This is a genomic window from Microbacterium sp. 10M-3C3, from assembly GCF_003931875.1.
GTDB lineage: Bacteria > Actinomycetota > Actinomycetes > Actinomycetales > Microbacteriaceae > Microbacterium.
Window position 1 is genome coordinate 1547824 of sequence record NZ_CP034245.1, and the last position, 25570, is coordinate 1573393.

Sequence of the window (25570 nt, forward strand, 5' to 3'; positions counted from 1 at the left end):
GCGCCGTCGGGTGCGGATCAGCGGGCGTCCAGCAGGGCGTCCTCGGCCTCGGCGTCGCGGTCGCGCCGCCGCGCGCGGCGGGCGGCGCGCTCGGCGGCGTCCTCTCGGGCGTGCCGGCGCTCGGTCACAATCACGTAGCCGAGGAACCCGAAGCCCATCACCGCGAACAGGATCCACTGCACGGCGTAGGACAGGTGCGGACCGGGGTCGTCGGTGGGCGGCTCGATCGGGTTCGGCGCCGTGGCTGCGGCCGGGTCCTCGGACACCATGAGTCCGTACGCGCTGGTCTCGAGGTCGGCGCCGGACGCGACGGTGTCGGCGATGAGCGGGAGGTTGATCGTCGGCACCTGACCGTCGGGCGCGCCGCGCCCCTCCGGCAGCGGCTCGCCGGGGCGCAGCCGTGCGGTCACGGTCGTCTCGCCCGCCGGGGGTGCCGGCACGGCGTCGGGGTCGGGACCCTCCCCGGGGGGAACCCACCCGCGGTCGATGAGGAGGACGCGGCCGTCGTCGGTGCGGAAGGGCACGAGCACCTCGAACGCCGCGGTGCCGCCGTGCGGGCGATTGCGCGCGAGGAGTTGCTCGTCGGCGACGTAGCGGCCGCGCAGGACGACGGGGGTCCACTCCACCGTCGGGTCGAGCGCCCCGCCGGCGGGGAGGACGTCGCCGAGCGGCACCGGATCAGCGTCGTAGTTGGCCGCCACGAGCGCGAGCTGGCGTGCGCGCTCCTCGTTGCGGGAGAACTGCCAACTGGAGAGGAAGCCGCAGGCGATCGCGAAGATGATCACGACGGCGACGTACCCGGTCCAGCGCAGCGCCGCCGGAGCCTCGCGGCGGCTCACGCGCGGGCTCCTGCCAGTCGGGACACGTCCAGCGGGAAGTCGCGCGCCGCCAGGAAGTCCCGCAGATACGCGACGTGGGCGTCGCACGCCACCCAGATCTTCCGCCGGTCGGCGGCGTGGATCCGTGGGTTCCGCCACGCGATGCGCCACGACGCGGCTTCGCGGCATCCGGCGCGCGAGCACGACGCCGCTTCGTCGGCCGCCGCCCCGTCGGCCGACGGCACGCTCATCGCCCGTCCTCGCCGGGGGAGAGTCGCGGCGTCTCCGAGATGCGGATGACCGTCGGACGTTCGTCGACCGGCGCGGCAGGCGCCGGGCGGGCCGCCTCGAGCTGACGCTCCGGATTCTCCGCTCCCACCGCCGTCACGTCCTGACCCACGTTCGCCACGACGACCGCGATCCAGGGCAGCACGACGGCGCCGGCACCCAGCAGCCACGTCCACCACCCGTAGGGCTGGATGAACACCATCGCGATGAAGCACGCGATGCGCAGCCCCATCGTGATCATGTACTTCGTGAAGCGAGCGCCGGCATCCTCGCGCGGTGCGCGGGGGAGGGACGTCGCGGATTGCGCGGTCTTCAGGCTCTTCACGGTCCTTCCAGGGTACGCCCGTGGCGGAGCGCGGGGACCGCTTCACGCTGACACGCAAGTCGAAGCCTCGTGCAGGTCAGGAGTAGCTGTAGTCCGTCGAGGCGAGCGTGCCGAACAGCACCGCGAACCAGATGAAGCCGAGCACGAGGAACAGCACGCCCAGCCCGACGCCGACCCATCCGAGGATCGTGCCGGTGAGCGCCATGCCGCGTCCGGCTTCGCCGTTGGTCTTCAGCTGCTTGAGCGAGATGTGCCCCGTGATGACGGCGACGATCGAGGCGACGCCGAACAGGATCGTCAGACCCGCGATGCCGGAGACCAGCGACACGATGGCCAGCGCGTTGTTCTTCGGGGCCGCAGCATAGGCGTACTGCTGCCCGTAGGCGGGCGGCGCGGCGGGGTACTGCTGCTGCGGATACGCAGGCGCCGGGTAGCCGGGCGCGTGCGACGGCGGGGCCTGCTGCGGGTAGCCCGCCGCCGGGTAGGGCGGCTGGGCCGCCGTCGGGGCGGCCGGCTCGGGCGCGGCGTACGGCGGCTGCGGCGGCCCGGGCTGGTCGGCAGCGGCGTAGGGCGGGGGAGTCGGGGCGGGCGGCGGCGGGGGATATGCCGATTCGCCGGCGCCGGGCTGCTTCGGGTCGTTGTCGCTCACGGGCTCCCCTTCTCGGTGGCGGACGGCTCCCAGCGTCCCAGCGGCGTGCGGGTGGTGTCAAACGCGTCGCGACGGGTCGAGCCCGACCGCTCGCCTAGGCTGGGGGCGCCGGTTCGTCCGGTCATCCCGGTCCCCATCCCCGAAGAATCGGAGCACCGCCATGTCGAGCGACCGTGTCGTCCTGGTCACCGGAGGCAATCGCGGCATCGGCCGAGCCATCGCCGAGCGTTTCGTCGCGGAGGGATACCGCGTCGCCGTGACCGCGCGGTCCGGCGAAGGGCCCGAGGGCACCCTGACGGTGCGTGCCGACGTGACCGACGCCGCGTCGGTCGACGCGGCGTTCGGCGAGGTGGAGAAGGCGCTCGGCCCCGTGGAGATCGTCGTGGCCAACGCGGGCATCACGAAGGACACCCTGCTCCTGCGCATGACCGAGGACGACTTCGACTCGGTGGTCGCGACGAACCTCGGCGGCGCTTTCCGCGTCATCAAGCGCGCGGCCAAGGGGCTGCTGCGCGCGCGGTGGGGCCGCGTCATCCTGATCTCGAGCGTCGTGGGCCTGTACGGCTCACCCGGGCAGATCAACTACGCCGCCTCCAAGAGCGCCCTCGTCGGCTTCGCCCGATCGCTCACGCGCGAGCTCGGCGGCCGCGGGATCACCGCGAACGTCGTCGCGCCGGGCTTCATCGAGACCGACATGACCGCCGAGCTCCCCGAGGACACGCAGGCTGAGTACAAGCGCAGCATCCCTGCCGGCCGCTTCGCCACCGCCGACGAGGTCGCCGGCGTCGTCACGTGGCTGGCATCGGATGACGCGGCTTACATCTCCGGCGCCGTGATCCCCGTCGACGGCGGACTCGGCATGGGGCACTGACTCCGGTTCAGCCCACCGCGGCCACGATCGCGCGCGCGAGCGCGTCGGGCTGGGAGAACTGCGGCCAGTGACCGGAGTGCAGTTCGACGATCTCCAGGTCTTCGAGGGCGGCCAGGTCGGCGGCCCACGCGGGCGCCTTCTCGATGATCTCGCGCAGGTCGGCCGCCGCCATCGTGCCGCTGAGCATCGTGACGGGCAGGCCGAGCCGGCGCGGGTCGGACAACGAGAGCGGATCGGTCGGCACCTTCGCCGGCACCGACAGCGCCGACGCCCCGACCGACGCGCGCGTCGCCTCGTCGAGGTCGGCCACCTCGGGCTCCTCGAAGGTGTCCCACCCCGGGAAGGGGATCACGCCGTCGACGATCGGGAACTCCCAGATGCTCTCGCCGACGCTCGGCGGGAACGTGTCGACGAAGATCACGCGACCGACGTCGTCGACCCGTCGGTCGGCGGCGCCCCACGCGACGTTGCCGCCGCCGGAGTGCCCCACGACGACGACCGGGCCGCCGACGCGGTCGATCTCCGCGACGGTCGCGTCGACCCAGTCGGAGATGCCGATGTCGGCCGATTCGGCCGCCGGGGCGCCGACGCCGGGGAGCGTGAGGGCGTGCGGAGTGTGTCCGGCCGCCTCCAGGGCGGGGACGATTCCGCGCCACGAGGACGCGTCGAGCCAGAGTCCGGGGATGAGGATGATGTCCATGGCCCGACGGTAGAGCGCACCGCCGACACGGGGAAGGGCCTTCAGGGCAGGAGGGGGATCACCTGCGCGAGGTCGACCGGGCCGACGACGAGATCGGCGCGCGCCCGGACGGCGGGCTTGGCGTTGAACGCGACGCCGAGCCCCGCCGCGGCGAGCATCTGCAGGTCGTTCGCGCCGTCGCCGATCGCGAGGGTGCGCGCGAGGGGCACGCCGCTGTCGGCCGCCCATGCGCGCAGCGTCTCGGCCTTGGCCGCCGCATCCACGATCGTCCCCGCGACCTCGCCCGTGAGGACGTCGTCCGCGACGCGCAGGCGGTTCGCGCGCCACACGTCGACCGCGAGTCCGGGAGCCACGTCGTCGAGCACCTCGTGGAAACCCCCCGAGACGACGCCGACGCGCCCGCCGCGCGCATGCACGGCGTCGACGAGCGCGCGGACGCCGGGCGTCGGCTCGACCCGCGCGATGACGCGCGAGAACGCCTCGACGGGGACGCCCCGCAGCGCAGCGACGCGTGAGCGCAGGCTCGTGGCGAAATCGACGTCGCCCCGCATCGCGGCCTCCGTCGCCGCGGCGACCTCCGGTCCACGGCCGGCCTCGTCGGCCAGGAGCTCGATCACCTCGTTGCGGATGAGGGTGGAGTCGGCGTCGAGGACGACGAGGAAGGACGCGTCGGGCACGGCCTCGACCCTAGCGCGCGCGGCGGCCGTCCCGACGCCGCCGTCATGCTGCGTCGCGCACGCCCGCGGCCGGGTCGGATCGACGTAGCCTCGTACGGGTGCGCGCCGCGCACGGAGGAGGGAACCCCATGGCCGACGTCGAGAGCTTCACCCTGGACCACACCGCGGTCATCGCGCCGTACGTGCGGCTGATCGGCACCGAGACCGGCCCGCGGGGCGATGTGATCTCCAACTTCGACGTGCGCTTCGTCCAGCCCAACGAGGGCGAGATCCCCACCGCGGGCATCCACACGATCGAGCACATGCTCGCGAGCCTCCTGCGCGACCGCATGGACGGCGTCATCGACATCTCGCCGTTCGGCTGCCGCACGGGGTTCCACCTCATCGCGTGGGGCGAGCCGGCCGTGCCGGACGTCGTGGCCGCGATCGCCTCGAGCCTGCGCTTCATCGCCGAGGAGGCGGTCGAGTCCGACGTGCCCGGTGTCGACGCGTACAGCTGCGGGAACTACCGCGACCACAGCCTGCACACCGCGCGCGAGTGGTCGGCGCACGTCCTCCGTCAGGGCATCAGCACGGATGCCTTCGCGCGCATCGGGGTCTGACGCGCGCCGGCTCAGCGCTCGACGACGACGTTCTTGCCGACGACGGTGATGCCGGTGTCGGTCACCGTGAAGCCGCGCGCGACGTCGCGGTCGCGGTCCACCCCGACGGTCGCGCCGTCCTCCAGCACGACGTTCTTGTCGAGGATGGCCCGGTTGATGCGGGCGCCGGCGCCCACGCGCACGTAGTCGAACAGCACCGAGTCGGTGATCGTCGACCCGCCGTCGGCGAGCGTCCACGGCCCGACGACGCTGCGTTCGAGGTGCGTTCCGGACAGGACCGAGCCGAGCGAGACGATCGAGTCGATCGCATTGCCGATCCGTCCGACCGAGTCGCGCACGAACTTCGCCGGCGGGGAGTTGACGGTCTGCGAGTAGATCGGCCAGTCGGTGTTGTACAGGTTGAAGACCGGCAGCGTCGAGATGAGGTCCATGTGGGCGTCGTAGAACGACTCGATCGTGCCGACGTCGCGCCAGTACGCCCGATCGCGGTCGGTGGAGCCCGGCACGTCGTTGCGCTTGAAGTCGTAGACGGCGGCCTCGCCGCGCCGGACGAAGTACGGCACGATGTCGCCGCCCATGTCGTGGTTGGACGTCGGCGACTCGCCGTCGGCCTGCACGGCCTCGATGAGGGCGTCGGCGTCGAAGATGTAGTTGCCCATGGACGCGAGCACCTCGTGCGGCGCGTCGGCCAGCCCCGTCGGGCTCTGCGGCTTCTCGAGGAAGTCCCGGATGCGCACGGGGTCGGCCGGGTCGACGTCGATGACGCCGAACTGGTTGGCCAGGGTGATGGGCTGGCGGATGCCGGCCACCGTCGCGCGCGCACCGGAGTCGATGTGCGCCTGGAGCATCTGGTCGAAGTCCATGCGGTAGACGTGGTCGGCTCCGATCACGACGACGATGTCGGGCTTCTCGTCGGTGAGCAGGTTCATGCTCTGCAGGATCGCGTCGGCCGACCCGGAGAACCACCGCTTGCCCAGGCGCTGCTGCGCGGGCACGGACGCGACGTACGCGCCGAGCATCGGCGACATCCGCCACGTCTGCGAGATGTGCCGGTCGAGGCTGTGCGACTTGTACTGCGTGAGGACCACGAGCTGGCGGAGCCCCGAGTTGATGAGATTCGAGATCGCGAAGTCGATCAGGCGGTACTGGCCGCCGAACGGGACGGCGGGCTTGGCCCGGTCGGCCGTGAGCGGCATCAGGCGCTTGCCCTCGCCGCCGGCGAGAATGATTCCGAACACCTTCGGCGCTGCTGGCATGGCACCACCCTAGAGCGCGCCGGCGCAGCGGCGAACCCCCGCAACGCCGTCTTGACAGCTGTACTAGCGTTCGACTCATGCGCGTCGACATCGTCACGAAGGAATACCCGCCGGAGATCTACGGCGGGGCGGGCGTGCACGTCACCGAGCTCGTGAAGGCGCTGCGCCGGACGATCGACGTCGAGGTGCGGGCGTTCGGCGCCCCCCGCGACGAACCCGGCACGACGGCCTACGGCGTGCCGGCGGAGCTGGCCGGAGCCAACGGGGCGCTGCAGACGCTCGGCACGGATCTCGAGATCGTCCCGGACGTCGCGGGCGCCGACGTCGTGCACAGTCACACGTGGTACGCGAACTTCGCCGGCCACCTCGCCTCGCTCCTGCACGGCATCCCGCACGTCGTGACGGCGCACAGCCTCGAGCCGCTGCGGCCGTGGAAGGCCGAGCAGCTCGGCGGCGGATACGCGGTGTCGAGCTTCATCGAGAAGACCGCCTACGAGGGGGCCGCGGCGATCGTCGCGGTGAGCGAGGGCATGCGCGCCGACATCCTGCGCAGCTACCCGGCCCTGGACCCGGCGAAGGTGCACGTCATCTACAACGGCATCGACACGCAGGCGTGGCATCCGGTCGACGACGCCGCGGTGCTCGCCGAGGCGGGCATCGACCCCGCCCGGCCGTCGGTCGTCTTCGTCGGCCGGATCACGCGGCAGAAGGGACTGCCCTACCTGCTGCGGGCGGCCGAACAGCTCCCTCCCGACGTGCAGCTGGTGCTGTGCGCGGGCGCGCCCGACACCCCCGAGATCCTCGCGGAGGTCGAGGAACTCGTGCGCGGCCTGCAGGCCACGCGGGAGGGCGTCGTCTGGATCGACCGGCTGCTGCCGCGGCACGAGCTGTGCGCCATCCTCACGGCGGCGACGACGTTCGTGTGCCCGTCGGTGTATGAACCGCTCGGGATCGTGAACCTCGAGGCGATGGCGTGCGGCGCCGCGGTCGTCGGCACGGCGACCGGCGGCATCCCCGAGGTCGTCGTCGACGGCGAGACGGGCCGCCTCGTGCCGATCGAGCAGGTGCAGGACGGCACCGGCACCCCCGTCGACCCGCAGCGCTTCGTCGACGACCTCGCGCGTGTGCTGACCGAGGTCGTGACCGACCCGGCGCGCGCCGCCGCGTACGGCGACGCGGGGCGCCGGCGCGCCGTGGCCGACTTCGGATGGGACCGGATCGCGGAGCAGACGGCCGCGCTGTACGCCGGGCTCGCCGGGCACGGCCGATAGGCTGAGGGCATGCCTGCAGTCCTGGAGTTCTCCGACGTCGTCGTCCGCCGGAACGCCCGTGACATCGTCGCCCACCTGGACTGGACGGTCGCCGACGACGAGCGGTGGGTGATCCTCGGACCCAACGGCGCGGGCAAGACGACCGTGCTCCAGCTGGCGGACACGCTGCTGCATCCGACCGGCGGCGCCGTGACGATCCTGGGGGAGCGCCTGGGGCGGACGGACGTGTTCGAGCTGCGGCCGCGCATCGGCTTCGCCTCGTCGGCGATGGCGCGCCGCATCCCCGCCGAGGAGAGCGTGCTCGACGTCGTGCTGACCGCGGCCTTCTCGGTCACGGGTCGCTGGCGCGAGCGCTATGAGGACATCGACGAGCGCCGCGCGCTGCGCGTGCTCGGGGAATGGCGGCTGGACCATCTCGCCGACCGCACGTTCGGCACGCTGTCGGACGGCGAGCAGAAGCGCGTGCAGATCGCCCGCGCGGTCATGACCGATCCCGAGCTCCTGCTCCTCGACGAGCCGACCGCGAGCCTCGACCTCGGCGCGCGCGAGGAGCTGCTGGGCCTGCTCTCCGGCTACGCGCAGGCGCCGACGACGCCGGCCATGATCATGGTGACCCACCACGTGGAGGAGATCCCGGTCGGGTTCACCCACGTCCTGCTCCTGCGCGACGGCGCCGCCGTCGCCGCGGGGCCGCTCGAATCCACGCTCACGGCCGAGAACCTCACTGCGACCTTCGGCGCGCCGATCTCGCTCACCGCGGACGCCGGACGCTACGCCGCGCGCGCCGCGTCCTGACCGGGCCGTCCCGAGGCCGGTCGCTGCCGAGCCGCCCGGCCTGATAGACTCTTGCGTTGGTGCGTGCACCGCAGACTTTGACCGTCCTGGCACAATCCAGGGCACCACTTCTCAAAGGACCTCCCATGAAGACTGACATCCACCCCGAGTACCGCGAGGTCGTGTTCCGCGACCTGGGTTCGGGTGAGACCTTCCTCACCCGCTCGACGGTCTCCAGCGACAAGACGATCGAGCTCGACGGCGTCGAGTACCCCGTCATCGACGTCGAGATCTCGTCGGCGTCGCACCCGTTCTACACGGGCAAGCAGCGCATCATGGACTCGGCGGGTCGCGTCGAGAAGTTCAACAAGCGCTTCAAGGGCTTCGGCGGCAGCTGAGCCACCGACACGCTCGACAGCAGAAGGCCCCGTCATCGGCGGGGCCTTCTGCTATCTCACGGGCCAGCGACCGTCGACGACGTCGTCGGGGTCGAGGCGCCCGATGCGGACGAAGTACTCGGTGAGGCTCTCCGCCTGCGAGCGGGCCCACCCGATCTGGCGCGTGTGCAGCTCGTCGAGGGTCGGCGGCAGCCACGCCGCGTAACGGTCGGCGATCGCCTGCGCGACACGCCCCGCTGCGACCGCGTCGGCGGATGCCTCGTGGGCGCCGTCCAGGCGCACGGCGTAGTGGGCCGCGACGACCGACAGCGTGCGCTTGCCGCGGCGGTAGCGGTCGTAGCGCTTGTCGACCACGAGCGGGTCGATGATCGGGCCGGGGTCGGCGAGCGCGGGCACCCCGTGGCGGAGGGCCTCGTGCCTGAGCAGCGAGAAGTCGTACGGCGCGTTGTACGCCACGACCGGGAGCCCAGCCGCGAAGAGCCCCGCGAGCGCGTCGACGACCTCAGTCACCACGTCCGAGGCGGGACGACCGTGCGCGCGCGCGTGGGCGGTCGTGATGCCGTGGATCGCCGTCGCGCCCGCCGGGATCGCGACGCCGGGGTCGGCGAGCCAGTCGCGTGCGTCGACGACGTGCCCGTCGGCGTCGATGACGCCGACGTGTGCGGTCACGATCCGGTCCCGTGCGACATCGACGCCCGTGGTCTCCAGATCGAACACGCCGACGACGCTCGCCCACTCCGGTCGCTGGAAGAGCGGCAGGGGTTCGGGGTGCACGCTCACACGGTAGGACGCGGTGCCGACATCGCCGGCGCGACGCTCCGGGCGGCCCGACGGCGGGCTCGTAGACTCACAGGGTGAGCTCCCCGTACGCCGCCCTGCTCGAGGCGATCCCGGTCGCGCGGCACGAGGCGCGGGTGCTCGGGGGGACGACCGCCTACTGGGACTACGGCGACCCGGCGGCCTCCACGATCATCGTCGCCGTGCACGGCTTCCGTGGCGAGCACCACGGGCTCGAGCCCGTCGTCGCCCACCTGCCGGGCTTCCGCGTCGTCATGCCCGACCTCCCCGGCTTCGGCGAGACCGCGCCGGTGCCCGGTCGGCGGCACGACCTCGACCTGTACGCGCAGTGGCTGACCGCCTTCGTCACAGCGGTCGCACCGGGGGCCGTCGTCCTCGGGCACTCGTTCGGCTCGATCGTCGCCTCGGCCGCGGTCGCGCGGGGTCTCGCGACGCCGGCGCTCGTGCTGGTCAACCCGATCGGCGCGCCGGCGCTCGAGGGACCGCGCGGCGTGCTCACGCGTCTCGCCGTGTTCTACTACCTCGCCGGGGCGCGACTGCCCCGGCCCCTGGGGGACGCGCTGCTGCGCAATCCCGCGATCGTGCGGGTCATGAGCGTCACGATGGCCAAGACCCGCGACCGCGACCTCCGGCGCTTCGTGCACGCGCAGCACGACGCGTACTTCTCGCGCTTCGCCGACCGTGATGTGCTCCACGACGCGTTCGTCACGTCGGTGTCGCACGACGTGCGGGAGTTCGCGCCGCGGATCGCGCAGCCGACGCTGCTGGTGGCGGCGCAGAAGGACGACATCACGCCGATCGAGGCCGAGCGGGAGCTCGCAGCGATGTTCCCGCACGCCGAGCTCGTCGAGATCCCGGACGTCGGCCACCTCATCCACTACGAGACGCCGGCCGCCGCGGCCGCCGCGATCACGCGCTTTCTCGCGCCCTCCGAGCCCGGTACGCGTTGACGTTCATGCGATTGCCGCAGTTGCCGGTGTCGCAGTAGCGCTTGGAGTGGTTGCGGGAGTAGTCGACGTAGACCGCGTCGCAGTCGTCCGCGCCGCACACCCGGATGCGGTCGTACTCGTCGGCGCGGATGACGTCGACGAACGCCATCGCGGTCTCCAGGAGGATGCGCACGTGCAGCGGCGAGTCGCCCGATGTCGCGTGGATGTGCCACTCCTCGAAGCCCGGGTGGGTGACGAGCTGGGGGAGCGCGTTCCCGTCGGCGAGCATCGCGTTCACGAGCGGCACGGCCGCGTCGCGGTCGACGCGCCACAGCTCGTGCAGGCGCTCCCGGATGCCGCGGACGGCGGCCAGCTCGTCGGCGTCGCGGTCGAGGCGGCCGCTGTACGGGCGCTCGTCCAGGAAGGCGTTCAGGTCGCCGACGCTCGCCATGCCGTCGACGCCGTCGTTGAGGTCGGGCAGCGTGTTCACGAGGTCCACGGCGGCCGCGAGCGACTGCTGGGTGTCATGGATGAAAACCATGTTGACTCCTGACATCGACGTGCCCTACTGTCACGAGTGTACCCATAAGACACTCGTGACAGGCTCCGCCATGACCGCACTCGTCGCCCCTCCGATGGTCCGCCGCCCCGCTTCGGCCGGCATCGTGATCGCGCTCGCCTCGGCGCTCGCCTTCGCTTCGAGTGGGCCGGTCATGAAGCCGCTCCTGGAGGCCGGGTGGTCGCTCGGCGCCGCGCTCCTGCTGCGCATGGGCGGGGCCGCGGTGCTGCTGTCGCCGTGGCTCATCCGCGCCGTCGTGCGCAACCCGCGCGCCTTCGTACGGCACACGCCGCTCATCGTCGGGTTCGGCCTCACCGCGGTCGCGGGCTGCCAGCTGTTCTACTTCTCGGCCATGCAGCGCATCCCCGTCGGTGTGGCCCTCCTCATCCAGTACCTCGCACCGGTGCTGCTCGTGCTCGGGGTGTGGCTGCGCACCCGCCGCCGTCCCGCGGCGATCGTCCTCGTCGGCACCGGTGTCGCGATGCTGGGACTCCTGCTCGTCGTCGACCTCACCGGCGCGACCTTCGATCCGCTCGGCGTCGCCCTGGCGCTGTGCGCCGCGGTGTGCGCGGCGGCGTACTTCGTCATCGCCGAGCGCACCGGCGACACGATGCCCCCGCTCGCGCTGGCCGCCGGTGGGCTCGTGGTGGGCACCGTCCTCATGGCCGTGCTGACGGCGACGGGCGCGCTGCCCTTCGTCGCGCCGGCGGTGACGACCGGGATGCTCGGACTCGCCGTGCCGTGGTTCGCGTCCGTCGCGTGGGTGGTGGTGGTCGCGACCGCCCTCGGTTATGCGCTCGGGGTGCAGGCGGTGCCACGCATCGGATCGCGGCTGGCCTCGTTCGTCGGCCTGACGGAGGTCCTCTTCGCGGTGCTGTTCGCGTGGCTGCTGCTGGGCGAGACGCCCGGCCTCGTCCAGGCCGCCGGTGGTGCGCTGATCCTCGTCGGTGTCGTGCTCGTGCGTCTCGACTCCGCGCCGCTGACGCGAGGCGGGGGAGCGCCGGCGGGTGAGGCGGCTATCGTTCCCGTCGTGCCAGCTCCATGAGCGGGCCCACGCGGTAGGGGATCACCTCGCCCATCACGAGCGAGGTCTCGGTGCGCTCGACGCCGTCGATCGCGAGGATGCGGGCATCGACGTCGAACAGGTGCCGCGTGTCGCGCGCGGCGACCCGCGCGACGAGGTCGATCTGGCCGCTCATGCCGTGAGCCTGCACGATCTCGGGGATCTCGGCGAGCTCTTCGCGGATGCGGGGGAGCTCGGCCTGGCGCACGGTGACGTGGATGAACGCCTCGATCGGGAAGCCCATGGCCGCCGGTGCGAGCGCGCGCTCGTACGACAGCAGCACGTCAGAGCGCTCGAGGCGGGCCATACGGGCCTGCACGGTGTTGCGGGAGAGTCCGAGGCGTTCGGCCAGGGCGACCACCGTCGCCCGGGGGTCATCGGCCAGGGCGCGGAGGAGGTCGAGGTCGACCGAGTCCAGACGAGACATGATGCGCAACCCTAGCAAAGTCGTTCGGCGAATGTGATGCAACATGCTCAGCGCCGTCGCGAATGCTTGAGCTAGGTGCGTCGTCGTCGTACCGTGACCGTGTCGGCGACGTCGCCGGCGCCGGACGCCCGTCCGCCTCACGAGGGCCGCGGGCCGACTCGGAGGGAAGACGACGATGCCCACTCCCACGACCACCGCCGACCCCGCGCTCGCGCTGGACGACGTCGCGCGGGTCCTCACCGCCGACGGCGCGCGCGTCGCCGATCCCGTGCTCGACCCGTTCCTCATCGACGTCGACGCGACCGTCCTGCGCACGCTCCACCGCGACATGGTGCTCACGCGGCGTGTCGACCGCGAGGGCTTCGCGCTGCAGCGGCAGGGGCAGCTCGGTCTGTGGCCCCCGTGCCGCGGACAGGAGGCGGCCCAGATCGGCCCCACCGTCGCGCTGCGCCCCACCGACATGATCTTCCCCAGCTACCGCGAGACCGGTGTCGTGCTCGCGCGGGGCGCGGAGCCGCAGAACTTCGTCCTCGCGTGGCGCGGCGAGGAGCACGCCGCGTACGACCCGCGCCGCCTGCACATGGCGCCGATGCAGGTGATCATCGGGGCGCACACCCTCCACGCGACCGGCTACGCGATGGGCATCCAGCGCGATCGCGCTCGCGGGGAGGGCGCCGACGACATCGCGGTGGCGTTCTTCGGCGACGGCGCGACGAGCCAGGGCGACGTGAGCGAGGCGCTCGTGTTCGCCGCATCCTTCCAGGCGCCGGTCGTCTTCGTGTGCACGAACAACCAGTGGGCCATCTCGGAGCCGGTCGCCGTGCAGTCGCGGGTGCCGCTGGCCGGCCGCGCCCCCGGCTTCGGGGTCGCGAGCCTGCGCGTGGACGGCAACGACGTCCTCGCGTGCTACGCCGCGATGCGCTGGGCCGCCGAGCGCGCACGACGCGGCGAGGGCCCCGCGTTCCTGGAGCTCGTGACCTACCGCATGGGGCCCCACACGACCGCCGACGACCCCACGCGCTACCGCGATCCGGCGGAGCTGGAGCTGTGGGAGCGCCGCGACCCGATCGCCCGGTTCGAGACCTACCTCCGGGCCCAGGCTGTGCTCGACGATGCGGCCGTGGCCGCCGTCGCGGCGGAGGCCGACACGCTCGCGGCGGCCGTCCGGGCCGCGTGCATCGGCGCGAGCACGCGCCCCGCCGTCGAGATGTTCGACGCGGTGTACGCCGACCCGCACACCGGCCTCGCCGAGGAGCGCGCCGAGTACGCCGCATATCTGACCGGCTTCGCCGACGAGGAGGTGACGGCATGACCGTGCTGACGCTCGGCCAGGCGGTGAACGCGGGGCTGCGCAGCGCCATGGACGCCGATCCGCGCGTCGTCGTCATGGGCGAGGACATCGGGCGGCTCGGCGGCGTGTTCCGCGTGACCGACGGGCTGCTCGACCGGTTCGGCGCCGACCGCGTGATCGACACGCCGCTGGCAGAGGCGGGCATCATGGGCACCGCCGTCGGGCTCGCGTACCGGGGCTACCGCCCCGTCGTGGAGATCCAGTTCGACGGCTTCGTCTATCCCGCGTTCGACCAGATCGTGTGCCAAGTCGCGAAGCTGCACTACCGCACGCGCGGTGCCGTGAGCATGCCGCTGACGATCCGCATCCCGTGGGGCGGCGGCATCGGCGCCGCCGAACACCACTCCGAGTCGCCCGAGGCGTACTTCGTGCACACCTCCGGGCTCCGAGTGGTCGCCGCATCCGACCCGCGGGACGCCTACGTGCTGCTGCGGCAGGCGATCGCGAGCGACGACCCCGTCGTGTTCTTCGAGCCGAAGCGGCTCTACCACGCCAAGGGCGAGGTCGACCTCGACCGTGACCTGGCCGATGAACCGCCCATGGGTCTCGCGCGCGTCGTGCGCGAGGGCACCGACGCGACGATCATCACGTACGGTGCGCAGGTGTCGACGGCGTTGGATGCGGCGGACGCGGCCGAGGACGAGGGCCTCTCGCTCGAGGTCGTCGATCTGCGGTCCATCTCGCCCGTGGACTACCGCACGCTGACCGCGTCGGTGCGCAAGACCGGCCGTGCCGTCGTGACCCACGAGGCCGCCCGCGAGGGCGGTGTGGGGGCCGAGATCGTCGCGGGGCTCGTCGAACGCTGCTTCGAATACCTCGAGGCCGCGCCCGTGCGCGTCACCGGCCACGACATCCCCTACCCGCCCGCGAAGCTCGAGCGCCACCATGTGCCCGACCTCGACCGCATCCTGTACGGCGTCGACCGCGTGCTCGGCCGGCTCGCCCCGACGACGGAGGTCGCACGATGATCCAGGAGTTCCGTCTTCCCGACCTCGGCGAAGGTCTCACCGACGCCGAGCTCGTCCAGTGGCTCGTTGCCGAGGGCGACGCGGTCGAGCTGAACCAGACCCTCGCCGAGGTCGAGACGGCCAAGGCCGTCGTCGAGCTCCCGTCGCCCTTCGCGGGGGCGGTGCAGCGGCTGCACGCCGCGGCCGGGGAGACCGTCGAGGTCGGCGCGCCGCTCGTGACCTTCGCGCTGGCCGGCGGCGAAGCGGCCGCGCCGCCGCAGGACGACTCCGGGTCGATCGCCGACGCGGCAGCGGAGAGCGCGCCGGCGGCTCCCTCGGCCGCGGTGGACGCGATCGTCTCCGCATCGGAGCCCGAGCCCGAGCCCGCGGCCGCCCGGCAGGCTACCCTCGTGGGCTACGGCGCCGCCGGGCGCTCCGGTGCGCGTGCTCGACGGCGTCCTCGCCGGCCCGGAACCATGCTGCCGGTGCCCACTTCGGCGCCCATCAGCACCTCGGGCGAGCGGCCGCGTTCGACGCCGCCGGTGCGCCACCTCGCCCGCACGCTCGGGGTCGACCTCGCGCAGCTCGCGGTCGACGGGCGCCCCGTCACGCGGGCCGAGGTCGAGTCGGCGGCCGCTGCCGCCGCGCCCGGCGCCGCGCTCGGCGCCGATCCGCGGATGCGGCGCCACCCCATCCGCGGGGTCCGCAAGCACACCGCCGCGGCCATGGTGCGCAGCGCCTTCACGGCTCCGCACGCCTCGACATTCGTGACCATCGACGTCACCGAGTCGCTCCACCTGCTCGACGCTCTCTCGCGCGACCGCGCGCTCGACGGGCACCGCATCGGCGTGCTCTCCCTGACCGCCAAGGCCGTGTGCCTCGCGCTCGGACGCACGCCCCTCCTCGGCGCACGCTGGGACGAGGAGGCGGGGGAGATCCTGGAACCGACGTACGTCCATCTCGGGATCGCCGTCGCGACCGACCGGGGACTCGTCGTCCCGAACGTGCGCGACGCGCACGCGATGCCGCTCGTCGACCTGGCCGACGCGATCGCGGACATCGTGTCGGCCGCGCGGGCGGGGACGGTGACGCCGGCGCAGCTGACCGGCGGCACCTTCACGATCACCAACGTGGGCGTGTTCGGCGTCGACGGCGGCACGCCGATCCTCAACCCGGGGGAGTCGGGCATCCTCGCCCTCGGCGCGATCCGCCGGCAGCCGTGGGAGCACGAGGGGGAGATCGCGCTGCGCGACGTGGCGACGCTCAGCCTGTCGTTCGACCACCGCGTCGTCGACGGGGCGGAGGCGGCGCGCTTCCTCACCGACGTCGCGGGCGTGCTCCGCGAGCCCGGTCGCGCGCTGCTGCTGCGGTGACGGCGATGACCGACACGGCCCTTCCCGACGCGATCGCCCTCGAGCGCGCGGCATCCGAGCCGGCGACGCAGGCCGGGCTCGCCGCGGAGCTGCGCGCCCGGCTGGCGCGGACGGCGCTCGGCGGACCCGAGGCCGCGCGTGCCCGGCACACCGCGCGCGGGAAGCTCCTCGCCCGTGACCGCGTCGACCGTCTGCTCGACGAGGGGAGCCCGTTCCTGGAGATCGCGCCGCTCGCGGCGGACGGCATGTACGACGGCGAGGCTCCCGCCGCGGGCGTGGTCGCGGGCATCGGGCTCGTGCACGGGCGCCACGTGATGGTCGTCGCGAACGACGCCACTGTCAAGGGCGGCGCCTACTTCCCGCTCACCGTGAAGAAGCACCTCCGCGCGCAGGAGATCGCGCGGGAGAACCGGCTGCCGTGCGTGTACCTCGTCGACTCCGGCGGCGCGTTCCTGCCGATGCAGGACGAGGTCTTCCCCGACCGCGACCACTTCGGGCGGATCTTCCGCAACCAGGCGCAGCTGTCCGCGCTGCGGATCCCGCAGGTCGCTGCCGTGCTGGGCTCGTGCACGGCGGGCGGCGCGTACGTGCCGGCGATGAGCGACGAGACCGTCATCGTGCGCGGGCAGGGCACCATCTTCCTCGGCGGGCCGCCCCTCGTGAAGGCGGCGATCGGCGAGACCGTGACGGCCGAGGAGCTCGGCGGCGGCGACGTCCACGCGCGCCGTTCGGGCGTGGCCGATCACCTCGCGGAGAACGACGCCCACGCACTCGAGATCGTGCGCGACATCCTCGCCACGCTCCCGCCGCCGGCGTCGCCGGTGTGGGAGGTCGCGGCGCCGGTGCCGCCGGTGCACGCGCCCGAGACGCTCTACGACGTCGTGCCGGTGGACGTCTCGCAGCCCTACGACGTGCACGCCGTCATCGACCGCCTCGTCGACGGCGGCTCGGTGCACGAGTTCAAGGCGCTGTACGCGACGACCGTCGTGGCGGCGTTCGCCCGCATCCATGGTCATCCCGTGGGCATCGTCGCGAACAACGGCGTCCTGTTCGGCGAGTCCGCCCTGAAGGCCGCGCACTTCATCGAGCTGTGCGACCAGCGCGGAGTGCCGCTGCTGTTCCTCCAGAACATCTCCGGCTTCATGGTCGGGCGCGAGGCCGAGTCCGGCGGCATCGCGAAGGACGGCGCCAAGATGGTCACCGCGGTGGCCACGACCCGCGTCCCGAAGCTCACCGTGCTCATCGGCGGCTCCTTCGGCGCCGGCAACTACGCCATGTGCGGGCGCGCGTACGATCCGCGGTTCCTGTGGAGCTGGCCCGCGAGCCGCATCTCCGTCATGGGCGGGGCGCAGGCCGCGGCCGTCCTCGCCACCGTGCGACGCGAGCAGATCCAGGCGCGGGGCGAGGAGTGGACCGCCGACGCCGAGGAGGAGTTCCGCGCGCCGATCCGTGCCCGGTACGAGGAGCAGGGCGACCCGTACTACGCGACCGCGCGCCTGTGGGACGACGGCATCCTCGACCCCGCCGACACACGCGACGTCCTCGGCCTCGCGCTCGACGTCGTCTCGCGCGTGCCGCTGCCCGAACCGCGCTTCGGCGTGTTCCGGATGTGATCAGGATGGCGCCTCCTCCACCCGGCACGCCGCCGTTCGACACCGTCCTCGTCGCGAGCCGCGGCGAGATCGCGCGCCGCGTCATCCGCACCCTACGGCGCCTCGGCATCCGCTCGATCGCGGTGTACAGCGACGCGGATGCGGCGGAGCCGCACGTGCGCGAGGCCGACGCCGCCGTGCGCATCGGCCCTGCCCCCGCCCGCGCGTCCTACCTCGACGCCGACGCGATCGTGCGATCGGCGCGCGAGAGCGGCGCGCAGGCCGTGCACCCCGGCTACGGTTTCCTCTCCGAGAACGCGATGTTCGCGCGCGCGTGCGCCGACGCCGGCATCGTCTTCATCGGTCCCGGTGTCGAGGCGATCGACGTCATGGGAGACAAGATCCGCGCGCGCGACCACGTGGCCGGCTCCGGTGTGCCCCTCGTCCCCGGCTTCTCCGCGCGCGACCTCGACGACGAGGACATCGCGCTGCGCGCGGCCGACGTCGGCTATCCGCTCATCGTGAAGCCGTCGGCCGGCGGCGGCGGCAAGGGCATGGAGGTCGTGCGGGAGCCCGGCGGACTCCGGGCGGCCCTCGCGAGCGCGCGGCGGGTCGCCGCCGCCGCGTTCGGCGACGACACGCTGCTGCTCGAGCGGTACATCGCCGCCCCGCGGCACATCGAGGTGCAGGTGATGGCGGACGCCCACGGGAACGTGATCCATCTCGGCGAGCGCGAATGCACACTGCAGCGCCGCCATCAGAAGGTCATCGAGGAGGCGCCCTCGCCGATCGTCGACGCGGCGCTGCGCGAGCGCCTGGGCGCCGCGGCCTGCGCGGCGGCCGCGAGCGTGGGCTACCGCGGCGCGGGCACCGTGGAGTTCCTCGTGTCGGGGGAGCGGCCCGAGGAGTTCTTCTTCATCGAGATGAACACGCGCCTGCAGGTCGAGCATCCCGTCACCGAGCTCGTGACCGGCCTCGACCTCGTCGAGCTGCAGGTGCGGATCGCCGCGGGCGAGCCGCTGCCGATCGCGCAGGACGAGGTCGCGCTGACGGGCTGGGCGGTCGAGGCCCGCGTGTACGCCGAGAGCCCCGAGCGCGGCTTCCTGCCCGCCGCCGGCGACGTGCTCGCGTGGCGGCCCTCCGACGCGGTGCGGACGGATGCGGCGATCGAGACCGGCAGCCGCATCGGCACGGAGTACGACCCGATGATCGCGAAGGCGATCGCGCACGCTCCCGACCGTGCCGAAGCGCTGCGGCGCCTGCACGCAGCGCTCGGCGACACGGTCCTCCTCGGCGTCGACACGAACATCGCCTACCTGCGGACGGTGCTCTCCGACCCGCGCGTCAGGGCGGGCGAGCTCGACACGGGCCTGCTCGACCGGCTGCATCCGACCCCTGCCGCGCCACCGTCGACGGGCACGGCGGCGGCCGCGCGCGACGCGCTCGAGACGACACGCGACCGCGGCGACGGCTGGCGTGCGCGCGACGGGTGGCGCCTGGGCGGGATCCGCGCGCGCGGTGTCGCGGTGTTCGACTCCGACGGCGGCACCGTGGCGGTCGCGGGCGACGCCGTCGCCGACGCCGACGCGGTCGTGGTGGCCGCCTCCGACGACGAGGTGTGGGTGCACGCGGACGGCGCGGCCGTGCGGTTGCGCCCCGTGAGCCGCCGCGCGGCGACGCTGCGCGCGCTCGCGGACGATGCCGGCGGAGCCCATGCGGGCCTGTCCGCCCCACTGCCCGGCACGGTCGTGGCGGTGCACGTCGGCGACGGCGACCGCGTGAGCGCGGGCGAGCGGATGCTGACGATCGAGGCGATGAAGATGGAGCACACCCTGACGGCACCGCGTGCGGGAATCGCCCGCATCCGCGTGGCCGTCGGGGCGACGGTGGCGCGCGACGAGGACGTCGCCGCCGTCGACGACGACGAGGTCGAGGAGGCCCGGCATGCGAACTGACACCCTCACCCACGGACTGAGCGCCGAGGAGACCGAGCTGGCGGGCATGGTGCGCGCCTTCGCCGACGAGGTCGTGGCGCCGCGCTCGTACGAGGCCGACCGGAGCGCGACGCTGCCGCTGGACGTCGTGCGGCAGATGGGGGACCTCGGCCTGTTCGGACTGCCCTTCCCGGAGGACGTCGGCGGCCAGGGCGGCGACTACACCGCACTGTGTCTCGCGATCGAGGCGCTGGGCCGCGTCGACCAGTCCATCGCGATCACGCTCGAAGCCGGCGTGAGCCTCGGCGCGATGCCGGTCTTCCGCTTCGGCACCGACGCCCAGCGCGCCGAGCTCCTGCCCGACCTCCTGGCCGGGCGCGCCCTGGCCGGGTTCGGCCTGACCGAGCCGGAGGCCGGGAGCGACGCCGGCGCGACCCGCACGACGGCGCGGCTGGACGGGGGCGAATGGGTGATCGACGGGGCCAAGCAGTTCATCACGAACTCCGGCACCGAGATCAGCCGCTTCGTGACCGTCACGGCGGTCACCGGCCGCCACCCCGACGGCCGGCCGGAGATCTCCGCGATCATCGTGCCGCACGGCACGCCGGGGTTCGTCGTCGGCCCCGGGTACGACAAGGTCGGCTGGCACGCGTCCGACACCCACCCGCTGGCGTTCTCCGAGGCGCGCGTGCCCGAGGCGAACCTGCTCGGCGAGCGCGGGCGCGGCTACGCCAACTTCCTTCACATCCTCGACGAGGGTCGCGTCGCGATCGCCGCGCTCGCGACGGGCGCCGCGGAGGGATGCTTGGAGGCGGCCGTCGACTACGCCCGTTCGCGCACGGTGTTCGGCGAGCGGCTGTCGTCGCGCCAGAGCATCCAGTTCCTCCTCGCACGCATGCGCGCGCGCGTCCACACGTCCCGCTTGGCGTGGCTGCACGCCGCGCGTCTGCGCGACGCGGGACAGCCGTTCAAGGAGGAGGCGGCGATCGCCAAGCTCGTGTCGGGGGAGGCGGCGATGGACAACGCCCGCGATGCGACGCAGGTGTTCGGCGGCAACGGCTTCATGAACGAGTACCCCGTCGCCCGTCATTACCGCGACTCGAAGATCCTCGAGATCGGCGAGGGCACGACGGAGGTGCAGCTGCTCGTCATCTCCCGTGCGCTCGGACTCGACCGCTAGCGTGGACGGATGACCGCCATCGTCCAGCGCGGGCTGTACGCCGACGAGATCGAGGTCGGCGCCCGCTATCTCCACCGGCCGGGGCGCACCGCCACCGAGGCCGACAACGTGCTGTTCACGACGCTCACGATGAACACGCAGGCCCTGCACCTGGACGCGGCGTTCGCGGCGACGCAGCCCTTCGGGCGGCCGCTCGTGAACTCGATGTGGACGCTCGCGACGATGGTCGGATCCTCCGTCGCCCAGCTCACCCAGGGCACGCTCGTCGCGCAGCTCGGTCTCGAGGAGGTCGCCTTCCCCGCGCCGCTGTTCACCGGCGACACGCTGTACACCGAGACCGAGATCCTCTCGGTGCGCGAGTCCGCGTCTCGGCCGGGCCAGGGGATCGTGCGCATGCGCCACACCGGGCGCACGCAGGAGGGCACGGTGGTGGCGACCGCCACGCGCACCGTGCTGATGTGGCGCTCGGATGCGGCGGACGGACCGCACGCGGGGGAACGGGCGTGAGCGGCTTCGGTCTCGGCCCCGCACTGCTGTTCTGCCCCGCCGACCGCCCCGAGCGCTTCGCGAAGGCGGCCGCTCGCGCGGATGCCGTGATCCTCGATCTCGAGGATGCCGTCGCGCCCGCCGACAAGACCGCGGCGCGCGGGGCGGTGATCGAGGCCGAGCTCGACCCCGCCCGCACGATCGTCCGCGTCTCGGCGCCGGGGACCGACGCGTTCGTGGCCGACATGGCGACGCTGTCGCAGACCGATTTCCGCACGATCATGGTCGCGAAGTCCGAGTCGGCCGCGGCGCTCGGCGCGATCGACGAGCGGTTCGCGCTCGTCGCGCTGTGCGAGACGGCCGCGGGGGTCGCCGCGGCCGCGGAGATCGCCGCATCCGAGCGCGTCGTCGCGCTCATGTGGGGTGCCGAGGATCTCGTCGCGAGCCTCGGCGGCACATCGTCGCGCCGGGCCGACGGCGCCTATCGCGACATCGCCCGGTACGCGCGGTCGGGCGTGCTGCTGGCGGCCGGCGCGCACGGCAAGGCCGCGATCGACGCCGTGCACCTGGACATCGCCGACACCGCCGGCCTCGCGGCGGAGGCGGAGGACGCGGTCGCGTCGGGGTTCGCGGCGACCGCCTGCATCCACCCGTCACAGGTCGAGGTCATCCGCGACGCCTACCGTCCGTCGCCCGACGAGCGGGCGTGGGCCGAGTCGGTGCTGGCGGCCGCCGAGGGCGAGCGCGGCGTGTTCCGCTTCGCGGGGCGCATGGTCGACGAGCCGGTGCTCGCTCACGCGCGTCGCGTGCTCGCGCGCGCCTGACGCCGAGAGTGCACGGTCACGGCGAGAGTGCACGCGCGACGGAGCGGTTTCGCCGCGAGGATGCACTCTCGCGGCGCCGCGCTTCGCGTCAGACGGCCGAGCCGACGTACGACAGCACCTCGAAGCGGTCGCCGTCGACGCGCAGCAGATGGGCCGAGCCGTTCGGCAGCCGCTCGCCGTCGAGGGGCACCTGCTCGTCGCTCGCGGCGCGGAGCACCTGCCGGATGAGGGCGCCATGGGCCACGGCGATGACATCCGGATCAGCGCCGGTCGCCGCGCGCGCGTCGGCGATGGCGTCGCGCAGCGCCTGGAGGGCGCGCTCGCGCGCCGCCGGCCACGGCTCGGCGCCGGGCACCTCGGCGGTATGCCACGGACCGAAGCGGGAGTGGAACTCGGCCGAGGTCAGACCCTCCGCCTCGCCGTACGCCCGTTCGCGCAGCTCCGCGTAGCGCCCCCGCACGCGCGTGCCGAGGGCCGCCGCGATGATGTCGGCGGTCTCGGCCGCGCGCGAGAGGTCACTCGAGACGACCACGACCGGCGTGTCGGGATCGCGGTCGGCGGCGAGGCGCTCCCCGGCCTCCCGCGCCTGCGCGCGCCCGGTGTCGTTGAGGGGGATGTCCGTCGAGCCCTGGATGCGCAGGTCGCGATTCCAGTCGGTCTCGCCGTGGCGCACGAGGGTCAGGATCGTCACCGTCCGAGCCTAACGGCGCTCACACGGGCATGAGCGCGGGCAGGGCCCGCGCGAACTCCGCCAGCACGTCGCTCGTGCCTGCGTCGATCTTGACCGTGGCGCGGGCATCCGCCCGGGTCTGGCCGCGGTTGACGATCACGACCGGGAGGCGCCGCCGGCGGGCGCGCTCGACGAGCCGGATGCCGGAGTTGACCACGAGCGAGGATCCGGCGACGACGAGCGCCTCGCTCGCGTGCACGAGCTGCTCGGCCTCGCGGAACCGCTCGACGGGCACGAACTCGCCGAAGAACACCACGTCCGGTTTGAGGGTGCCCCCGCACACGGTGCACGCCGGGATGCGGAAGCCCGAGACGCTGGCGGGCGCGACATCGCCGTCGGGGCCGAGCGGGACCTCGTCCGGCGTCTGCAGCCACGGGTTCTCGGCCTCGACGCGCGCCGCGAGGTCGCGGCGGTCGAAGACCTGGCCGCAGTGCAGGCACACGACGCGGCGCATCGTGCCGTGCAGCTCGACGACGCGCGAGCTGCCGGCGCGGATGTGGAGCCCGTCGACGTTCTGCGTGACGACGCCGCCGGAGATACCCGCGCGCTCGAGGGCCGCGATCGCGGCGTGACCGGCGTTGGGCTCCGCGGCGGCGAACGTGCGCCAGCCGAGGTGGCTCCCCACCCAGTAGCGGCGTCGCGCGTCCTCGCTCGCGAGGAACTGCTGGAAGGTCATGGGCGTGCGCACCGGCGCGCCCTCGCCGCGGTAGTCGGGGATGCCCGAGTCGGTCGAGACGCCCGCGCCCGTGAGGATCGCCACGCGCCGACCGGCGAGGGCGTCGATCGCGCGCCCGATCGACGCGGTGACCTCCGCATCCGAAGCGAACCCGAGCGACACGCACGCACCTCCCGTTCCGAGTGTAGGCGCGTGCCCGACCGCCCTCTCCCCGCGCACGGCGCCCCGCGGGCGCGCGCTCCGTGCCAAGGATGGCCCGCGTCGCGCGAGGCAGCTGGCAGAGTGAGGCGTATGCCCGTGATCGCCGTCGCCGACGCCGCCGACCCGCGCCTGGCCGACTACCGGGATCTCACCGACGTCGCCCTGCGCCGCGTGACCGAGCCCGCCGAGGGGCTCTACATCGCCGAGTCGGCGAAGGTGCTCGCCCGCGCCCTGGCCGCCGGGCACGTGCCACGGTCGCTGCTCGTGCAGGAGAAGTGGCTCGACGACGCGGTCGCGCTCGTCCCGGCCGACGTGCCGGTCTATGTCGTCGCGGAGGAGGTCGCCGCGGGGCTGACCGGCTACGTCGTGCACCGCGGCCTTCTCGCCGCCATGCACCGCCCGGTGCTGCGCCCGGTCGCGGAGGTCGTCGCGGGGGCGCGCCTCGTCGTCGTGCTCGAGGACATCGTGGACCACACGAACGTGGGCGCGGCGTTCCGCAGCGCCGCGGGGCTCGGCGCCGACGCCGTCCTCGTCACCCCGCGCTGCGCCGACCCGCTCTACCGCCGGAGCGTCCGCGTGAGCATGGGCACGGTGTTCCAGGTGCCGTGGGCGCGGCTGCCGGAGTGGCCCGAGGCCGGAGACGCGCTGCATGACGCCGGTCTGCACATCGCGGCCCTCGCCCTCGCCGACGACGCGGTGCCGCTCGGGGAGTTCGCCGCCACGCGCCCCGAGCGCGTCGCGCTGCTCCTCGGCGCCGAGGGCGACGGGCTCAGCCGTCGGGCTCTCGTGGCCGCCGACACGATCGTGACGATCCCGATGGCCGGCGGCGTGGACTCGCTCAACGTCGCCGCCGCATCCGCCGTCGCGGTGTGGTCGCTCGCGCGCTGACGAGCGTCCGTCTCAGCTCGGGTCGGGCGCGGCCGCCTGCGCGGCGGCCTCGGCCGCGGCCGCGAGCGCGACGACCGGCATCGGCTCGGGACGCTTGGCGGTGATCTCGTCGCCGGAGGACTGGTGCCGAAGGCGCCGCAGCACCCACGGCACGAGGTACTCCCGCGCCCACACGAGGTCGTGGGCGCGGGCGGCGCGCCACGTCGTGGCCGGGAAGGGGTCGGGCCGCATCGGCTGCAGGTCGTTGGGCACGTTCAGGGCCCGCAGCACCATGCGCGCGACCTCGTGGTGGCCGAGGGCGTTGTAGTGCAGCCGGTCGTCGTCGAAGAAGCGCGGATCCTGCACGACCTTCAGGCCCCACTGGTCGGCGACGATGCAGTCGTATCGGTCGGCGATGGCGCGGATGTTCTCGTTGTAGATCGCGACCTTGCCGCGGATGCCGCGGAACACCGGCGTGAACGCGGTGTCGATGCCCGTGAACACGACGAGGGTCGCGCCGTCGCGGGAGAGCCGCACGACCGCGTCCTCGAACTGCTGCGACACCTCGTCGGGGTCGGTGCCGGGGCGGATCACGTCGTTGCCGCCGGCGGAGAACGTGATGAGGTCGGGCTTCAGCGACAGTGCTGCATCGATCTGATCGGCCACGATCTGACCGATGAGCTTGCCGCGCACGGCGAGGTTCGCGTACGCGAAGTCGTCGACCTGCGAGGCGAGCACCTCGGCCACGCGATCGGCCCAGCCGCGGTGGCCCCCGACGGCCTCCGGCTCGGGGTCGCCGATGCCCTCGGTGAACGAGTCGCCGATCGCGACGAAGCGCCGCCACGGGTGCGGCTGGTCGTTCGGCACGTGCGGAGAGCGATGGGGCAGCTCGGTCGTCATGGGTTCCTCCCGCCGTCAGGCTATCCCCGCCGCCGGCTCCGGGCGGGGGAGGACTGGCCTATCGTGGATGTTCGCGTGACGAGGAAGGGGGATGCCGTGGACGA

General features: G+C 73.3%; 29 protein-coding genes. 16 read left to right on the forward strand and 13 right to left on the reverse strand.

The genetic code is table 11. The features are described 5' to 3' along the window. Positions 1 to 17: 17 nt before the first annotated feature. The 4 genes from EI169_RS07400 to EI169_RS07410 form a co-directional block, all read right to left on the reverse strand. A complete protein-coding gene (locus tag EI169_RS07400) occupies positions 18 to 839 on the reverse strand; it encodes an SURF1 family protein (RefSeq protein WP_240640703.1) in 822 nt (273 codons plus the stop codon). Then, positions 836 to 1069, reverse strand: a complete 234-nt coding sequence (locus tag EI169_RS16785) for a hypothetical protein (RefSeq protein ID WP_240640704.1) — start codon at positions 1067 to 1069, stop codon at positions 836 to 838. Before EI169_RS16785 ends, EI169_RS07400 begins: the two co-directional genes overlap by 4 nt. Continuing rightward, positions 1066 to 1431 (reverse strand): DUF3099 domain-containing protein, encoded by a 366-nt coding sequence (locus EI169_RS07405; protein WP_125131763.1) that lies wholly within the window; start codon positions 1429 to 1431, stop codon positions 1066 to 1068. Before EI169_RS07405 ends, EI169_RS16785 begins: the two co-directional genes overlap by 4 nt. Before the next feature lie 76 nt (positions 1432 to 1507). Further along, positions 1508 to 2080: a DUF4190 domain-containing protein gene (locus EI169_RS07410; protein ID WP_125131764.1), complete on the reverse strand. Its 573-nt coding sequence runs from the start codon at positions 2078 to 2080 to the stop codon at positions 1508 to 1510. A gap of 160 nt (positions 2081 to 2240) precedes the next feature. Here EI169_RS07410 and EI169_RS07415 point away from each other — a divergent pair, with 160 nt between their 5' ends. Beyond that, the gene (locus EI169_RS07415; protein WP_125131765.1) at positions 2241 to 2951 is read left to right on the forward strand and encodes a beta-ketoacyl-ACP reductase; all 711 of its coding nucleotides are present in this window, start codon (positions 2241 to 2243) and stop codon (positions 2949 to 2951) included. A gap of 7 nt (positions 2952 to 2958) precedes the next feature. Here the strand turns inward: EI169_RS07415 and EI169_RS07420 are convergent, their stop codons facing one another. Beyond that, entirely contained in the window at positions 2959 to 3651 is a 693-nt protein-coding gene (locus tag EI169_RS07420) for an alpha/beta fold hydrolase (protein WP_125131766.1), read from the reverse strand. Between the two features lie 41 nt (positions 3652 to 3692). Continuing rightward, positions 3693 to 4328, reverse strand: a complete 636-nt coding sequence (gene serB, locus EI169_RS07425) for a phosphoserine phosphatase SerB (protein ID WP_125131767.1) — start codon at positions 4326 to 4328, stop codon at positions 3693 to 3695. Between the two features lie 128 nt (positions 4329 to 4456). On the opposite strand from serB, the gene EI169_RS07430 reads away from it, so the two are divergent. Continuing rightward, positions 4457 to 4930 (forward strand): S-ribosylhomocysteine lyase, encoded by a 474-nt coding sequence (locus tag EI169_RS07430; protein WP_125131768.1) that lies wholly within the window; start codon positions 4457 to 4459, stop codon positions 4928 to 4930. Between the two features lie 11 nt (positions 4931 to 4941). Here the strand turns inward: EI169_RS07430 and glgC are convergent, their stop codons facing one another. Next, on the reverse strand, positions 4942 to 6186 hold the full coding sequence (gene glgC / locus EI169_RS07435; RefSeq protein ID WP_125131769.1) for a glucose-1-phosphate adenylyltransferase: 1245 nt from the start codon (positions 6184 to 6186) through the stop codon (positions 4942 to 4944). Between the two features lie 77 nt (positions 6187 to 6263). Here glgC and glgA point away from each other — a divergent pair, with 77 nt between their 5' ends. The 3 genes from glgA (at position 6264) to EI169_RS07450 (ending at position 8629) form a co-directional block, all read left to right on the forward strand. Beyond that, positions 6264 to 7457: a glycogen synthase gene (glgA, locus tag EI169_RS07440; RefSeq protein ID WP_125131770.1), complete on the forward strand. Its 1194-nt coding sequence runs from the start codon at positions 6264 to 6266 to the stop codon at positions 7455 to 7457. Positions 7458 to 7466: 9 nt separating this feature from the next. Beyond that, complete coding sequence (locus tag EI169_RS07445; RefSeq protein WP_125131771.1) at positions 7467 to 8252, forward strand: ABC transporter ATP-binding protein; 786 nt, start codon at positions 7467 to 7469, stop codon at positions 8250 to 8252. A 125-nt stretch (positions 8253 to 8377) separates the two neighbouring features. Next, entirely contained in the window at positions 8378 to 8629 is a 252-nt protein-coding gene (locus EI169_RS07450; RefSeq protein ID WP_125131772.1) for a type B 50S ribosomal protein L31, read from the forward strand. A 51-nt stretch (positions 8630 to 8680) separates the two neighbouring features. Here the strand turns inward: EI169_RS07450 and EI169_RS07455 are convergent, their stop codons facing one another. Next, the gene (locus EI169_RS07455) at positions 8681 to 9403 is read right to left on the reverse strand and encodes a 3'-5' exonuclease (RefSeq protein WP_240640705.1); all 723 of its coding nucleotides are present in this window, start codon (positions 9401 to 9403) and stop codon (positions 8681 to 8683) included. Between the two features lie 80 nt (positions 9404 to 9483). Between EI169_RS07455 and EI169_RS07460 the strand changes: the two genes are divergently transcribed. Beyond that, positions 9484 to 10377 (forward strand): alpha/beta hydrolase, encoded by an 894-nt coding sequence (locus EI169_RS07460; RefSeq protein ID WP_125131774.1) that lies wholly within the window; start codon positions 9484 to 9486, stop codon positions 10375 to 10377. On the opposite strand, the gene EI169_RS07465 is transcribed toward EI169_RS07460, so the two are convergent. Further along, a complete protein-coding gene (locus EI169_RS07465; protein ID WP_125131775.1) occupies positions 10337 to 10897 on the reverse strand; it encodes a CGNR zinc finger domain-containing protein in 561 nt (186 codons plus the stop codon). The genes EI169_RS07460 and EI169_RS07465 overlap by 41 nt on opposite strands. Positions 10898 to 10967: 70 nt before the next feature. On the opposite strand from EI169_RS07465, the gene EI169_RS07470 reads away from it, so the two are divergent. Continuing rightward, positions 10968 to 11960, forward strand: a complete 993-nt coding sequence (locus EI169_RS07470; RefSeq protein WP_240640706.1) for a DMT family transporter — start codon at positions 10968 to 10970, stop codon at positions 11958 to 11960. Here the strand turns inward: EI169_RS07470 and EI169_RS07475 are convergent. Beyond that, positions 11932 to 12405 carry an Lrp/AsnC family transcriptional regulator gene (locus EI169_RS07475; protein WP_125131776.1) on the reverse strand — a complete coding sequence of 158 codons (474 nt, stop codon included), beginning with the start codon at positions 12403 to 12405 and terminating at the stop codon, positions 11932 to 11934. The genes EI169_RS07470 and EI169_RS07475 overlap by 29 nt on opposite strands. 175 nt (positions 12406 to 12580) lie before the next feature. Between EI169_RS07475 and EI169_RS07480 the strand changes: the two genes are divergently transcribed. The 8 genes from EI169_RS07480 to EI169_RS07515 are packed head-to-tail and all read left to right on the forward strand — an operon-like array spanning position 12581 to position 22092. Beyond that, positions 12581 to 13717 carry a thiamine pyrophosphate-dependent enzyme gene (locus tag EI169_RS07480; RefSeq protein ID WP_125131777.1) on the forward strand — a complete coding sequence of 379 codons (1137 nt, stop codon included), beginning with the start codon at positions 12581 to 12583 and terminating at the stop codon, positions 13715 to 13717. Further along, the gene (locus EI169_RS07485; RefSeq protein ID WP_125131778.1) at positions 13714 to 14724 is read left to right on the forward strand and encodes an alpha-ketoacid dehydrogenase subunit beta; all 1011 of its coding nucleotides are present in this window, start codon (positions 13714 to 13716) and stop codon (positions 14722 to 14724) included. Before EI169_RS07480 ends, EI169_RS07485 begins: the two co-directional genes overlap by 4 nt. Continuing rightward, positions 14721 to 16076: a dihydrolipoamide acetyltransferase family protein gene (locus tag EI169_RS07490; protein WP_125131779.1), complete on the forward strand. Its 1356-nt coding sequence runs from the start codon at positions 14721 to 14723 to the stop codon at positions 16074 to 16076. Before EI169_RS07485 ends, EI169_RS07490 begins: the two co-directional genes overlap by 4 nt. Before the next feature lie 5 nt (positions 16077 to 16081). Beyond that, the gene (locus tag EI169_RS07495) at positions 16082 to 17689 is read left to right on the forward strand and encodes a carboxyl transferase domain-containing protein (RefSeq protein ID WP_125131780.1); all 1608 of its coding nucleotides are present in this window, start codon (positions 16082 to 16084) and stop codon (positions 17687 to 17689) included. Positions 17690 to 17694: 5 nt separating this feature from the next. Then, positions 17695 to 19623 carry a biotin carboxylase N-terminal domain-containing protein gene (locus tag EI169_RS07500; RefSeq protein WP_125131781.1) on the forward strand — a complete coding sequence of 643 codons (1929 nt, stop codon included), beginning with the start codon at positions 17695 to 17697 and terminating at the stop codon, positions 19621 to 19623. Next, on the forward strand, positions 19613 to 20782 hold the full coding sequence (locus EI169_RS07505) for an acyl-CoA dehydrogenase family protein (RefSeq protein WP_125131782.1): 1170 nt from the start codon (positions 19613 to 19615) through the stop codon (positions 20780 to 20782). Before EI169_RS07500 ends, EI169_RS07505 begins: the two co-directional genes overlap by 11 nt. A gap of 9 nt (positions 20783 to 20791) precedes the next feature. Further along, positions 20792 to 21289 carry a MaoC family dehydratase gene (locus EI169_RS07510; RefSeq protein ID WP_125131783.1) on the forward strand — a complete coding sequence of 166 codons (498 nt, stop codon included), beginning with the start codon at positions 20792 to 20794 and terminating at the stop codon, positions 21287 to 21289. Continuing rightward, complete coding sequence (locus EI169_RS07515; protein ID WP_125131784.1) at positions 21286 to 22092, forward strand: CoA ester lyase; 807 nt, start codon at positions 21286 to 21288, stop codon at positions 22090 to 22092. Before EI169_RS07510 ends, EI169_RS07515 begins: the two co-directional genes overlap by 4 nt. Before the next feature lie 88 nt (positions 22093 to 22180). On the opposite strand, the gene EI169_RS07520 is transcribed toward EI169_RS07515, so the two are convergent. Together EI169_RS07520 and EI169_RS07525 are read right to left on the reverse strand one after the other, a co-directional pair. Beyond that, positions 22181 to 22783, reverse strand: coding sequence for a histidine phosphatase family protein (locus EI169_RS07520; protein WP_125131785.1), 603 nt, complete (start codon positions 22781 to 22783; stop codon positions 22181 to 22183). Positions 22784 to 22802: 19 nt separating this feature from the next. Next, on the reverse strand, positions 22803 to 23660 hold the full coding sequence (locus EI169_RS07525) for a Sir2 family NAD-dependent protein deacetylase (protein ID WP_125131786.1): 858 nt from the start codon (positions 23658 to 23660) through the stop codon (positions 22803 to 22805). Positions 23661 to 23789: 129 nt separating this feature from the next. Here EI169_RS07525 and EI169_RS07530 point away from each other — a divergent pair, with 129 nt between their 5' ends. Further along, positions 23790 to 24587 carry an RNA methyltransferase gene (locus tag EI169_RS07530; protein WP_125131787.1) on the forward strand — a complete coding sequence of 266 codons (798 nt, stop codon included), beginning with the start codon at positions 23790 to 23792 and terminating at the stop codon, positions 24585 to 24587. A gap of 12 nt (positions 24588 to 24599) precedes the next feature. On the opposite strand, the gene EI169_RS07535 is transcribed toward EI169_RS07530, so the two are convergent. Further along, a complete protein-coding gene (locus tag EI169_RS07535; RefSeq protein WP_125131788.1) occupies positions 24600 to 25466 on the reverse strand; it encodes an SGNH/GDSL hydrolase family protein in 867 nt (288 codons plus the stop codon). Positions 25467 to 25570 lie beyond the last annotated feature (104 nt).